Below are 13,158 nucleotides of genomic sequence, written 5' to 3' on the forward strand. Positions count from 1 at the left end.
GGAACGGTGCGGGGAGGGGATGGGCGGTTTAGTGTTTGGCACACTGTTGGGTCCTGAGACAACAGGACCATGGCATGGGCGGGGTTTTCCTTTCGGGGGAGGCCTGGTTGGTGCTGTGGGGCTGGTTTGTTTCTGGTTTCCTGGCTGCATCGATCACGCGCGTTGACGTGGGTGGGGTGTGTGGTACGGGGTTGTTGTTTGAGAACTACATAGTGGACGCGAGCATCTTTTATAAGAAGCAATTTCCAAGAATATGAACCTGGATCTGGTTCCATGCCTTTTGGGTGTGGGGTTGGTTTCGTGGTTCTCTCGTGAATTACTCCTTGATCTTTTGTGGTCAAGTTTTTAAGAGCACACGGTGGATGCCTTGGCATTAGGAGCCGAAGAAGGACGTAGGAATCTGCGATAAGCCTGGGGGAGTCGATAACCGGACTGTGATCCCAGGGTGTCCGAATGGGGAAACCCCGCCAGGGGCGCGAGTTGCCTGGTGACCCGCATCTGAACACATAGGGTGCGTGGGGGGAACGCGGGGAAGTGAAACATCTCAGTACCCGCAGGAAGAGAAAACAATAGTGATTCCGTTAGTAGTGGCGAGCGAACGCGGATCAGGCTAAACCGTTCCATGTGTGATAGCCGGCGGGCGTTGCATGGTCGGGGTTGTGGGACTTTCCGTTCTGTCTCTGCCGGGACAGTGGGGTGTGTTGCATGGGCATAGGTGAGCGGTCTTGAAAGGCCGGCCAGAGAGGGTGTGAGCCCCGTAACCGAAATGCTGTCATGCCGCCTGGGAGGTATCCCGAGTAGCACGGGGCCCGAGAAATCCCGTGTGAATCTGTCAGGACCACCTGATAAGCCTAAATACTCCCTAATGACCGATAGCGGACCAGTACCGTGAGGGAAAGGTGAAAAGTACCCCGGGAGGGGAGTGAAACAGTACCTGAAACCGTGTGCTTACAATCCGTCGGAGCCATCGCAGCTTGCTGTGTTGTGGTGACGGCGTGCCTTTTGAAGAATGAGCCTGCGAGTTAGTGTTACGTCGCGAGGTTAACCCGTGTGGGGAAGCCGTAGCGAAAGCGAGTCTGAACAGGGCGTTGCAGTGGCGTGATCTAGACCCGAAGCGAAGTGATCTACCCATGGCCAGGTTGAAGCGACGGTAAGACGTCGTGGAGGACCGAACCCACTTCAGTTGAAAATGGAGGGGATGAGCTGTGGGTAGGGGTGAAAGGCCAATCAAACTTCGTGATAGCTGGTTCTCCCCGAAATGCATTTAGGTGCAGCGTTGCGTGTTTCTTACCGGAGGTAGAGCTACTGGATGGCTAATGGGCCCTACAAGGTTACTGACGTCAGCCAAACTCCGAATGCCGGTAAGTGAGAGCGCAGCAGTGAGACTGTGGGGGATAAGCTTCATAGTCGAGAGGGAAACAGCCCAGACCACCAACTAAGGCCCCTAAGCGTGTGCTAAGTGGGAAAGGATGTGGAGTTGCGAAGACAACCAGGAGGTTGGCTTAGAAGCAGCCATCCTTAAAAGAGTGCGTAATAGCTCACTGGTCAAGTGATTCCGCGCCGACAATGTAGCGGGGCTCAAGTACACCGCCGAAGTTGTGGCATTCAGATTTTTGCTAAGCCCTTGTGGTTCAGGCGTCTGGATGGGTAGGGGAGCGTCGTGTGGGCGGTGAAGTCGCGGTGTAAACCAGCGGTGGAGCCTACACGAGTGAGAATGCAGGCATGAGTAGCGAAAGACGGGTGAGAAACCCGTCCGCCGAATGATCAAGGGTTCCAGGGTCAAGCTAATCTGCCCTGGGTAAGTCGGGACCTAAGGCGAGGCCGACAGGCGTAGTCGATGGACAACGGGTTGATATTCCCGTACCGGCGAAAAACCGCCCATGTTGAACGGGGGATACTAACCGCCCGAAGCCTGCCCGAGCGCCCTTGTGGTGTGAGGGTTTTGGTGGAGCGCGGGACCTGATCCCGGGAGGCAAGCGTATTAACAGGTGTGACGCAGGAAGGTAGCCGGGCCGGGCGATGGTTGCCCCGGTCTAAGGATGTAGGGCGAACGGTAGGCAAATCCGCCGTTCATGATGCCTGAGACCCGATGGGACCCCCGTAGGGGGGGATCCGGTGATCCTATGCTGCCGAGAAAAACATCGACGCGAGGTTTTAGCCGCCCGTACCCCAAACCGACACAGGTGATCAGGTAGAGAATACTAAGGCGATCGAGAGAATTATGGTTAAGGAACTCGGCAAAATGCCCCCGTAACTTCGGGAGAAGGGGGGCCCCTACCGTGATGGACACGTGCTGTCCGGAGCGTGGCGGGGCCGCAGAGACCAGGGGGAAGCGACTGTTTACTAAAAACACAGGTCCGTGCGAAGTCGCAAGACGATGTATACGGACTGACTCCTGCCCGGTGCTGGAAGGTTAAGAGGACCGGTTAGCCGCAAGGCGAAGCTGAGAATTTAAGCCCCAGTAAACGGCGGTGGTAACTATAACCATCCTAAGGTAGCGAAATTCCTTGTCGGGTAAGTTCCGACCTGCACGAATGGAGTAACGACTTCCCCGCTGTCTCAACCATAAACTCGGCGAAATTGCAGTACGAGTAAAGATGCTCGTTACGCGCAGCAGGACGGAAAGACCCCGAGACCTTTACTATAGTTTGGTATTGGTGTTCGGAGTGGCTTGTGTAGGATAGGTGGGAGACGTGGAAGCCCGGACGCCAGTCCGGGTGGAGTCATCGTTGAAATACCACTCTGGTCACTTTGGACATCTAACTTCGGCCCGTAATCCGGGTCAGGGACAGTGCCTGATGGGTAGTTTAACTGGGGCGGTTGCCTCCTAAAAAGTAACGGAGGCGCCCAAAGGTTCCCTCAGCCTGGTTGGCAATCAGGTGTCGAGTGTAAGTGCACAAGGGAGCTTGACTGTGAGAGAGACATCTCGAGCAGGGACGAAAGTCGGGACTAGTGATCCGGCGGTACATTGTGGAATGGCCGTCGCTCAACGGATAAAAGGTACCTCGGGGATAACAGGCTGATCTTGCCCAAGAGTCCATATCGACGGCATGGTTTGGCACCTCGATGTCGGCTCGTCGCATCCTGGGGCTGGAGTAGGTCCCAAGGGTTGGGCTGTTCGCCCATTAAAGCGGTACGCGAGCTGGGTTTAGAACGTCGTGAGACAGTTCGGTCCCTATCCGCTGCGCGCGCAGGAAATTTGAGAAGGGCTGTCCTTAGTACGAGAGGACCGGGACGGACGAACCTCTGGTGTGTCAGTTGTACTGCCAAGTGCACCGCTGATTAGCTACGTTCGGATGGGATAACCGCTGAAAGCATCTAAGCGGGAAGCTCGCTTCGAGATGAGATTTCCATACACCTTGTGTGTGAGAGGCCCCCAGCCAGACCACTGGGTTGATAGGCCGGATGTGGAAGCGAGGACTAACGACTCGTGAAGCTGACCGGTACTAATAGGCCGATAACTTACACCACACACCACCCGGGGCAAACGGGTTCAAAAGCGTTTGCCACCAACGGGCGGTACAAAGAAACAAGACTGCTTGCGTCCACTATGTGGTTCCCAAACAACAAACCCGTCACCCGACGGCAACGTTGCAGGAACCAACACAACAAAATAACAACACCACCTGTTGTAACCCACAGATTTCCCACCACCACCCCACCAGGGGCCGGAACGGTGCGGAGCACGAGTTACGGCGGTCATAGCGTGGGGGAAACGCCCGGTCCCATCCCGAACCCGGAAGCTAAGACCCACAGCGCCGATGGTACTGCACCCGGGAGGGTGTGGGAGAGTAGGTCACCGCCGGACAACCATTACAGCCAGGCCCCGACACAACGTCGGGGCCTGCGCCGTTTAACACGCCGGCCGGATGCACTTAGTCTGGGCCGCTAATGGGTAAGCTGCGCACTGTGGGCGGAAAATCGCTCCGGGCGGAACTCATCGAGCAACTCGCACTTATCGCCGAGGACTTCGGCTGCCAGCAGTTCGCCAAGGATCAGGCCGAGAGTGGCGCCGCTGTGCGTGAAGACCGTGAAATAGTTCTTTACCCCCGGCAGTTCTCCTATAACGGCAAAGCCGTCGCCCGGAATCGGTTTCGGTCCAGCTCCGTACGATTCAAGCCGAAGGACCGGGTGTCCCTCTAGGACGGCGGATGCTTCTGCCAGCAAGCGTTCCAGCGTTTCCTCGGGCACCGTGAACGTGCCGTCGTCGTGGCGGATCACTTCGGCTTCCGCCCAACTGTGGTCGAGGACCAGCGTGCCGTCGAGGTTGGGTCGTACGGCAATACGGGGCGAGTTGATGACTGCCTTGAGTCGGACGTCGACCGGCTGGGTACGTACCAGCACGGAAACTGGCGTTGACTCAGGGATGTTGATCCCGGCTTCGGCAACGTCGGCGGGGACTGAAGGGCCAGTGGCCAGCACTACCGCGTCAGCGTCAAGTCGGCGGCCCGTTCCAGTTTGCACACCGTTGGCCCGACCGTCTTCGATAATGACGGAACAGCGGCCGGCGTTTTCGATGAGTTCGCCGCCGTCGCGGGTGAACTCGCGCAGAAGTTCCGCGATCAGGCTGGGCAGATCGACCCAACCTTCGTCAGGAGAAAAAAAGATCCCGTCGGCGGGGCGCACGTCATTGCTCAACCCAAGCCCTCTGGCGGCGGCTTCCTCAGGGGTGAGCAGTTCGACGGGGTAGTCGAGGCGCCGGAGGTACTCGAAGTGTTCCTTGCCGCCGGTGGCCCCGGGGGGATTCCAGTAGATTCCGCCGTCGAAGTGTAGGTAGCCGGCGCTGTCATGAAGGCGTGCGAAGTCACGATAGCGTTCCATGGCAGCCACCCGCAGCGCATGGTAAGCAGGGGACGTTTCGTGGAACGCATTGAGCCAGGACAGGGAGCGCCCCGAGGCTCCGCTGCCCACCCGCTCGTCCGTAACCAACAAGACATGGGCTGATTTCTTGGCCAGTGCCGCAGCGGTGGAAACTCCCAGGATGCCGCCGCCGATAACCACGACGTTCTTGTGTTCCTTGGTCATGTTTCTTCCCTTTCTAAAGCTTGTTCATGGTGTCGGGGTCGGAGCCCACGCGTTCCCCGGTTCCCAAGCTGCTGAGCCGGTTCATTTCTGCGGTTGTGAGTGCGAAATCGAAGATGGCCATGTTCTCCGCGATCCGGGCGGGCGTGACCGATTTCGGGATGACGGCGTTGCCCAGTTGGAGGTGCCAGCGCAGGATGATTTGGGCTGGCGATTTGCTGTGGGCGTCCGCGACGTCGGCGACCAGTGGGTTGCCCAGCATGGCCCCTCGGGCCAGAGGACTCCAGGCCTGGGTTTGGATACCGTGTTTGGCATTGTAGGACCGCAGGGCGTCTTGGGGCAGAGCGGGGTGCAGTTCGATCTGGTTGACACAGGGGACGACGCCGGTTTCCCGCAGCAGCGTTTCCAAGTGGGGAATGTTGAAATTCGAAACGCCGATAGAGCGGACCAGCCCGTCTTGCTGGAGCGACTCAAGTGCTCGCCACGTGTCAACGAAGTTATTCTGTGCAGGAGCTGGCCAGTGAATAAGGTAAAGGTCGAGGTAGTCGAGCCCCAGTTTCTGCCTGCTGACCTCGAAAGCCCGGAGGGTGCTTTCCCGGCCGTGGTCCGCGTTCCAGACTTTGGTGGTGATGAATAGTTCTTCCCGGGCGACGCCGCTGAGCCGGAGGGCTTTGCCTACGCCTTCTTCGTTGCCGTAGGCAGCAGCGGTGTCGATGCTGCGGTAGCCGGCCGCCAGCGCCTCTGTTACCGGTGCGACGACGTCCTCGTCGGCAATCTTGAACACGCCGAATCCCAACTGCGGCAGACGGCGGCCGTCATTAAGGGAAAGGGTGGGGATGGGCGGCGAAGCCATCCACTCTTGTTCCAAGGTGGGTGTGTGAGTGGCTCTGGGCATGGGATGGGTTCCTTGAAGGGTCGGGGCTGTCGGTGAATGGCTCACAGGACATGGGAGAGGAATTCCCGGGTGCGCTGTTGCTGGGGCCGCGAGAAAATGTCGTCCGGGGACCCGATTTCCGCGATGCGTCCCTGGTCCATAAACGCAACGGTGTCTGCTGCCTGGCGGGCGAAGCCGATCTCGTGGGTGACCACGATCATGGTCATGCCTTCCGCGGCCAGATTCTGCATGACCTTGAGGACGTCCCCGACGAGTTCTGGGTCTAGGGCACTCGTCGGCTCGTCGAAGAGCATGAGCCGAGGTCGCATGGCCAGGGCGCGTGCAATGGCCACGCGCTGCTGCTGGCCGCCCGAGAGCTGGCGTGGGTAGGCGGAGCCCCGGTCGCCGAGCCCTACTTTGCGCAGGAGCTCGTGGGCGCGTTCCGTCACTTCGGCTTTGGGTTCCCGCTTGACCTTGATCGGTGAGATGGAAATGTTCTGAAGCACGGTCAAATGCGGGAAGAGGTTGAAATTCTGGAACACCATGCCGATTTCGGCGCGGCTCTCGGCGATGGCTGAGGGCCGGAGCTCGTGCATGCGCCCGTGTTTTTGCTCGTAGCCGATTAGCTGCCCAGCAACGTCGATGCGGCCAGCATCAATCGTTTCAAGATGGTTGACGCATCGCAGCAAAGTTGATTTGCCTGAGCCGGAAGGTCCGATCAAGCAGAGAACCTGGTTTTGCCGCACCTCGAGAGAAACTCCGCGGAGTACTTCGACGGCGCCGAAGCTCTTGCGGACGTTACTGATCCGTACCAGCGGGAGACCGGAACTCGGTGTTGCTGCCGCTTCAGCGGGTTCGTTCGGGCGCGGGGTCGTGGACGGGGCCGGAACTTGATGAGTGTTCATTCGATACCACCTGACGAGGTCAATCTTTTCGCGGGGACGCCCTTGCGGCGCAGGAACCGCTGCAAGGTTCCCGGGGCGGACGCTTGCTGGGTCCTGCTGGATCCGCGTTTGAAGTGTTTCTCCAGGTAGTGCTGGCCGATGCTCAGCAGCGAGGTAAGGATCATGTACCAGACGCTGACCATGATCAGCAACGGGATGGTCTCAAAGGTCCGGGAATAGATCAGTTGGGCGGAGAACAACAAGTCGGAGACTGCAACCACGCTGACCAGGGACGTGCTCTTGAGCATGCTGATGACCTGGTTCCCCGTGGGCGGCAGGATTACCCGCATCGCCTGTGGAAGAACGATATCCATCATCAAACGCGTCCGGCTCATTCCCAGTGCTGTCGCAGCTTCAAATTGGCCTTCGTCCACGGAGGAGATCCCGGAGCGGATGATCTCGGCCATGTAGGCGCCTTCGTTCAGGCCGAGCCCCAGGATGGCGGCCGTCATGGCGGTGATCAGGAGGTTGGCATCGAGTTCCATGAACTGCGGTCCGAAGGGAATGCCCAGGGATATTGTGGGGAACAAGGAAGCAAGGTTGTACCAGAAGATGAGTTGCACGAGCAGCGGTGTTCCCCTGAAGGCCCAGATAAATGCCCACGAGGTTGAACTGAGAACTTTATTGGTGGACATGCGCATCAGCGCCAGCACGGTACCGAGGACGAAGCCGATAACCATGGCCACCACCGTGAGGAAGAGAGTGATCTTCAACCCGTCGAGGATGGGGGGAGCGACGAAGTAAGAAACAACCGTGGGCCACATGAAGTTCGGATTCGTCATTACGACGTAGAGGCTCATGAGGGCGACGACGACGATCACCGCCGAAGCGATGCGCCGCCCCGGGTGTTTCAACTGGACAGTAGGCAGCTGGCCGACCTCGACAGCGTCCTCAGTGCTGGGAGGCGTCAAAAGGCTCGGCTTAGAATCGGGCATTGTTTATCGCCGGCTCTTCAAGCTTCTGGAAGGCTATCTCGTACTTGTTCAAGATGTCCATGTAGGCAGAACCCTTGACGAGTTCCTGAGTTGCGGCCAAGATGGCCGGCGTCAGTTTCGACTCCTTCGCCAAGGGCATACCCCAGATCCCCTTTCCAAAGGTGACTCCGGTCGCTTTGAGCTTGCCGTTGGACGTCTTAACGGTTTCTTTGGTGACGGTGGTGTCGGAGGCTCCGACTTCCACCCGGCCGTTGGCCACGGCCAGGGAAACGTTGTTCTGGCTGTCGAAAACGGAGATCTGGATGGGGGCCTTGCCGGCATCCGTGCACTTCTGGCTTTGTGTCTGGAGCCGCTCGAGCGGAATGCTGCCCTTGACCGCGGAGGCAGTGTGACCGCACATCGTGTCCTCATCGCCCACTTGGGCGGTGGCGTCAGCCTTGAGGAAGTACATCTGCCCCGGGCCGTTCAGATACGTCACGAAGTCCACGATGGCTTCGCGTTTCCTGGTATCCCCCATGCTCGAGATGGCGGTGTCGTACCGGCCGCCCTGGATGCCCGGGATGATCGTGTCAAAGGTGACGTTTTCAAACGCGACCTTTAGGTTGAGGATGCAGCCCAGCTGCTTGGCAATTTCGATGTCCGCACCGACGAGGGTCTTTCCGTCAGTGTCAACCGACTCGTAGGGCGCAGTCGCGGCACTGGTGGCGAACGTAATGGTGCCCTTGGCCTTCAGCTCCGCAGGCACCTTGTCTGCGGCGGCTCCCGGCTTACATCCAGCCGCACTCGCGTTGGCAGAGCCGGACGTGCCACTGGCGCTGGCGTTGCTGCCGCAGCCGGTCAGGGCGAAGAGGCCGGCAAATGCCAGGGCGGCAAAGCCGCGGCTGGCTTTGATGTGGTGGGACATGAATCCTCCAGGGGTCTTCGGGAAATACCGCTGCCGGGTGCAGCGGAACTAGTGGTTATCGCTCTTACCTGCTTGGCCCCGGAAGGGGCTGCACAGAACCTTGCCAATCGTTTGCATGCTGTGTCAATAGATTTCCACTGGTCGGTTTTGGGTGCTTTCCCTAGGAGCGGGCGGGACAACCCCAATGGGGTAGCGGCTTTAGTTCGGTTATGAGATATCTTGATACCAATCGTTTGCCTTATGGCTAATCCGCAACCCGTCCCGTCGCTTTGGAGGAACAGTTCATGACCGAAAGAGTTACGGTCCGAGACGTGGCTCAGGCGGCAGGGGTTTCACCGTCCACCGTCTCAAGGGCGCTGACCTCGGACGACAAGCGCGTGGCGCCGGGCACCCGGGCGCGAATCACCGCGATCGCTAACGATCTGGGCTATGTTCCCAATCTCGCAGCCCGGGAACTTATCACCGGGCGGTCCAACAACATCGGCCTCGTCGTGCCGGACATTCAGAACCCCTACTTCGCGTCCGTCACAAAGGGTGTCCAGGCGGAGGCGCTTCGCGAAGGCTATTCGGTCTTCATTTCCGACTCCGATGAGGACCCTAGGACCGAGTACAACCTGGTAGCCAACCTCGTGCAGCAGGTGGACGGCCTCATCCTCTGCTCGCCGCGGATGGGCGACGAAGAACTGGCAGCCTTGTCCGTGCAAAAAACCGTTGTCCTGGTCAACCGCCGACGGCCCGACATGCCGTCCCTTACTCTGGACGAAGAACAGGTCATCCGACTCGCCCTGGAGCATTTATACGCGCTGGGCCACCGTCATGTTGCCTACGCCGGCGGCCCGGCGTCATCGTGGACAAACAAGCAGCGGAGCGCTGGAATCAACGCAGTTACGCCGCAGCTCTCCGGCCTCAGGGTGACGGAACTCGGGTCTTTTGCCCCGGTCTTCGACGGCGGAGCCTCCGCCGCGGACCTGGCTGTTGCCGCTGGCGTGACTGCGGTCATAGCCTGTAATGACATGGTTGCCATGGGGATCGTCGCGCGGCTTAGGTCCAGGGATTTGTTGGTACCGCAAGACATGAGCGTTGTGGGGATCGACGATCACCAAGCCGCCAGCCTCGTCTCGCCCACACTCACCAGCGTCCGGATGCCGCTACTTTCCCTGGGCCGCTCTGCCGTCAACCGACTGCTCGACATTGTGCGGCCCACCGTGCGCCCCAGGGCCTCCTTGATGCTCGACGTTCAACTGATGGTCCGGGAATCCACCTCCGTACCAGCCCGAATCGGGGCCGGGACGTAACCCGACACCGAGTCAATGGAACACCCCACGGCCCGCCGGCGTTGACTACCCGGATGTAGTTTCAGCACCGACCACGGGAGACACCATGACCGCACGGACCATTGTCATTACCGGCGCCAGTGACGGGATTGGTGCCTCAGCGGCCAGGACCTTCGCCGCGCACGGCGAGAACGTCGTCGTCGTCGGGCGTTCTGCGGAGAAAACCGCACGGATCGCGGGCGAGATCGGCGCGGACTACTTCGTGGCCGACTTCGCCGAGCTGGCGCAGGTGCGCCGGCTGGCCGCGCAGCTGAGCGAGAAGTACCCGCGGATCGACGTGCTGGCGAACAACGCCGGTGGCATCATGCGCTCCCGGGAACTCACCGTGGACGGGCACGAAAAGACTTTCCAGGTCAACCACCTGGCGCCGTTCCTGCTGACCACCGAGTTGCTGGACGTGCTCACCGCCAGCAAGGCCATCGTCATCAATACCTCGAGCGTGGCCAACTCCGTCTTCGCCAGGTTCGACATCAACGACCTGGACGCGGCGCGCGGGTACGCCACGAACCGGGCCTACGGCAACGCCAAGCTCGCCAACATCCTCTTCACCGCCGAACTTCATCGCCGCTACCACGCCGCGGGTATCTCGACGGCCGCCTTCCACCCGGGCGGGGTCGCCACCAACTTCGCGGCAGAGTCCACGAGCCCCATGCGGCTGGCCTACACGTCGTTCCTGAAGCGCTTCATGCTGACCCCCGACCAGGGCGCGGACACGCTGGTCTGGCTCGCCACGGCCACGCCGGGCCTGGACTGGGCTTCCGGCGCCTACTACGCCAAGCGGACGCTCGCCAAGGCCAACAAACAGGCGTACGACGCGGACCTGGCCCGCGAACTCTGGGAACGCAGCGAAGCCATGGTCGCCCGTGCATCCGGCACCCTGGACCCGCGGGCCTAGCTGACCTCCCGCGACGTTCCAGCCCGGTTACCGGCCTTGGCTCGGGGCGGGGTCCGCGCCAACCCAGGGTCCGGCGGCCGGGTGGGTGGGTCCGGGGCGGAGTAACTGGGCAGGAACGTCGGCCGGACCCCGGCGAACCCCCGCACAGGCCCGCAGCCGCCGGAGCCAGCCGACCCCGCCAGCCGACCCCGCCTTACCCCGCGGCTTCGACCGTGTCGATGGCGGTCAGGGCGCTTTCCATCGTCCCGGCCAGGTCGCTGGCGGGCGCCGGCTTAGCGAAAAGGTAGCCCTGCAGCGAGTCGCAGCCGAGGTCCATCAGGTACTTGGCTTGCGCCGGGGTTTCAATGCCCTCGGCCGTGACCTTGAGGCCCAGGTCCTGCGCGGCCTTGATCATGGTGCGGAAGAAGGGCAGCTGTTCCTTGCCGGTCTTGATCATCGCCACGAAGGAGCGGTCAATCTTGACCATGTCCAGCGGCAGTTCCTTCAGCCGGCCCAGGGTGGAGTAGCCGGTCCCGAAGTCATCCATCGCAATCCGCACGCCGGCCTCGCGGAGCCTGCCGAGCTGACCCAGCACGTTCGAATCGGCGTCGAAGAACACGCTCTCGGTCAGCTCCAGGACGAGCTGGCGCGGACCGACGCCGGTGGACGCGACGATTTCCAGCACGTCGCTGGCAAAGTTGCGGTTCTGGAACTGCAGGCCGGAGACGTTGACGGACACGCTGTACGCGGCATCGCCGGCGAGCCAGGGCCGGATCTCGGCGCAGGCACGGCGCATGACTTCGTCGCCGATTTCGCGGATCAGCCCGCTTTGTTCGGCGACCGGGAGGAACTGGTTGGGCGGGACCAGCTTGCCGTGCCGTTCCCAGCGCGCGAAGGCCTCGAACTGCACCACGGCGCCCAGCCCGGGGGAGACCACCGGCTGATAGTGGACCGAGATCTGTCCCAGTTCCACGGCCTGCCGCAGCCCGGCCTCGCCCTGGCCCGCATTCGCGGCGGTACTCAGCATCTCCGGCCGGAACTGCAGCCAGGTGTTCTTCCCGGCCGCCTTGGCCGCCGTCATGGCCGAGTCCGCGTGCCGCAACAGTTCCGCGCCGTCGTGGGTTTCCGGCGAGCGGGCGGCCAGGCCCATGCTGGCGGCGGGCCGGATCAGCGTGCCGGCGATCCGGGCCGGCACGGACAGCGACTCGGCGATCCGCTTGGCCACGGCCCCCGCATCCAGGCATTCGGTCAGCAGCACCACGAATTCGTCGCCGCCGAGCCGGGCCACCGTGTCGTGCGGCCGGACGCAGTTACGCAGCCGGCTGGCTACCTCCACCAGCAGTTCGTCGGCGGCGGAGCGGCCCAGCATATCGTTGTACCGTTTGAAGTCGTCCACGTTCAGCAGCAGCACGTCCACCGGGTCCGGCCGGCGCAACGCCGCGGCGAGGCGTTCGTTGAACAGTGTCCCGTTTGGCAGCCCGGTGAGGCTGTCGCGCAGCACGGCGGCCTTGAGCTGGTCGTCGTGCTCGGCGGCGCTGAGCCGGGGGAGGATGCCGGTGTTGCCCGGCACCAGTTCGGCCTCCAGCGAGGTGAAGGTCCGACGGCGGGACGCCGCCGCAGTCGCGGAGCCGCCGTCGTGCGTCCCCGCGGAGCGCAGGGCACGGACGGACAGGGCCACCGCGCCGGTCCCGCCGGCAGCACTCCCGCCGGCAGCACCGCCGCCGGTCCCGGCGGCAGCACCGCCGCCGGTCCCGCCGCCAGCACCGCCGCCAACAGCACCGCCGGACGGGACCGCCGAGCAGGTGATTTCCAGCGCAAACTCGGAGGCGTCGCCGCGCCGCCCCGCGCCGGCGAAGGGCTGCTGCACCGCGAAGGTCGCCGGTTTTCCGGCGGGCGGGAGCTGGGCGAGGACGGCGTGGAAGGCTTCCCGGGAAGCTTCAGCGAGCAGCAGGCTGTAGTCGGCCCCGAGCAACTGCTCCCGGGAGTAGCCGAAAAGCCGCTCCGCGGCGCTGTTCAGGAACGTGATGGAACCGTCCGGTCCCAGCAGTACCAAGGCGTCCGGGCTGTGTTCCAGCACGGTTTGAGCAAACGTTGCGTCCATAGTGTCTAATGCCCCCAAGCAATGGATCTGTCAATAATGGCCCGCGGGTTCCGGCGGCTGCGGAGAACAGCTGCGGGACGCCAGACGGGCCCTGATGTGCGAAACCAGTTCCTGAATCATATGTGGTCAGAGGCACACTGCCATGCCGCACTGACAATAGCCGCACGGAC

The 13,158-nt window shown here is 61.7% G+C and carries 8 protein-coding genes and 2 rRNA genes; 4 read left to right on the plus strand and 6 right to left on the minus strand.

The genetic code is table 11. The features are described from left to right. Nucleotides 1-335 precede the first annotated feature (335 nt). A 23S ribosomal RNA gene (locus AC3ANP_RS09840) occupies nt 336-3,471 on the plus strand. 220 nt (nt 3,472-3,691) lie between these two features. Beyond that, nucleotides 3,692-3,808: ribosomal RNA gene (gene rrf / locus AC3ANP_RS09845) — 5S ribosomal RNA — on the plus strand. 80 nt (nt 3,809-3,888) lie between these two features. Here the strand turns inward: rrf and AC3ANP_RS09850 are convergent. The 5 genes from AC3ANP_RS09850 to AC3ANP_RS09870 all read right to left on the minus strand — a co-directional run bounded on the left by AC3ANP_RS09850 (nt 3,889) and on the right by AC3ANP_RS09870 (nt 8,679). Beyond that, nucleotides 3,889-5,025 (minus strand): NAD(P)/FAD-dependent oxidoreductase, encoded by a 1,137-nt coding sequence (locus AC3ANP_RS09850; RefSeq protein ID WP_488330008.1) that lies wholly within the window; start codon nt 5,023-5,025, stop codon nt 3,889-3,891. 13 nt (nt 5,026-5,038) lie between these two features. Then, complete coding sequence (locus AC3ANP_RS09855) at nt 5,039-5,875, minus strand: aldo/keto reductase (protein ID WP_488333014.1); 837 nt, start codon at nt 5,873-5,875, stop codon at nt 5,039-5,041. 83 nt (nt 5,876-5,958) lie between these two features. Then, complete coding sequence (locus AC3ANP_RS09860; protein ID WP_488330009.1) at nt 5,959-6,801, minus strand: amino acid ABC transporter ATP-binding protein; 843 nt, start codon at nt 6,799-6,801, stop codon at nt 5,959-5,961. After that, nucleotides 6,798-7,751 (minus strand): amino acid ABC transporter permease, encoded by a 954-nt coding sequence (locus AC3ANP_RS09865; protein WP_488330010.1) that lies wholly within the window; start codon nt 7,749-7,751, stop codon nt 6,798-6,800. Before AC3ANP_RS09865 ends, AC3ANP_RS09860 begins: the two co-directional genes overlap by 4 nt. A gap of 10 nt (nt 7,752-7,761) precedes the next feature. Beyond that, nucleotides 7,762-8,679, minus strand: a complete 918-nt coding sequence (locus AC3ANP_RS09870; RefSeq protein ID WP_488330011.1) for a transporter substrate-binding domain-containing protein — start codon at nt 8,677-8,679, stop codon at nt 7,762-7,764. Nucleotides 8,680-8,963: 284 nt separating this feature from the next. On the opposite strand from AC3ANP_RS09870, the gene AC3ANP_RS09875 reads away from it, so the two are divergent. Then, nucleotides 8,964-9,974, plus strand: a complete 1,011-nt coding sequence (locus AC3ANP_RS09875; RefSeq protein ID WP_488330012.1) for a LacI family DNA-binding transcriptional regulator — start codon at nt 8,964-8,966, stop codon at nt 9,972-9,974. 85 nt (nt 9,975-10,059) lie between these two features. Then, nucleotides 10,060-10,908 carry an SDR family NAD(P)-dependent oxidoreductase gene (locus AC3ANP_RS09880; RefSeq protein ID WP_488330013.1) on the plus strand — a complete coding sequence of 283 codons (849 nt, stop codon included), beginning with the start codon at nt 10,060-10,062 and terminating at the stop codon, nt 10,906-10,908. A gap of 193 nt (nt 10,909-11,101) precedes the next feature. On the opposite strand, the gene AC3ANP_RS09885 is transcribed toward AC3ANP_RS09880, so the two are convergent. Then, complete coding sequence (locus AC3ANP_RS09885) at nt 11,102-12,964, minus strand: putative bifunctional diguanylate cyclase/phosphodiesterase (protein ID WP_488330014.1); 1,863 nt, start codon at nt 12,962-12,964, stop codon at nt 11,102-11,104. Nucleotides 12,965-13,158: the final 194 nt, after the last annotated feature.

The organism is Arthrobacter sp. JB02-1C, from assembly GCF_057748045.1.

Excerpts from the sequence above, each read along its gene's own strand:
- AC3ANP_RS09875 (WP_488330012.1), top strand. The coding sequence starts at position 8,964 with ATGACCGAAAGAGTTACGGTCCGAGACGTGGCTCAGGCGGCAGGGGTT.
- AC3ANP_RS09855 (WP_488333014.1), bottom strand. The coding sequence starts at position 5,875 with ATGGCTTCGCCGCCCATCCCCACCCTTTCCCTTAATGACGGCCGCCGT.
- AC3ANP_RS09850 (WP_488330008.1), bottom strand. The coding sequence starts at position 5,025 with ATGACCAAGGAACACAAGAACGTCGTGGTTATCGGCGGCGGCATCCTG.
- AC3ANP_RS09880 (WP_488330013.1), top strand. The coding sequence starts at position 10,060 with ATGACCGCACGGACCATTGTCATTACCGGCGCCAGTGACGGGATTGGT.
- AC3ANP_RS09860 (WP_488330009.1), bottom strand. The coding sequence starts at position 6,801 with ATGAACACTCATCAAGTTCCGGCCCCGTCCACGACCCCGCGCCCGAAC.
- AC3ANP_RS09870 (WP_488330011.1), bottom strand. The coding sequence starts at position 8,679 with ATGTCCCACCACATCAAAGCCAGCCGCGGCTTTGCCGCCCTGGCATTT.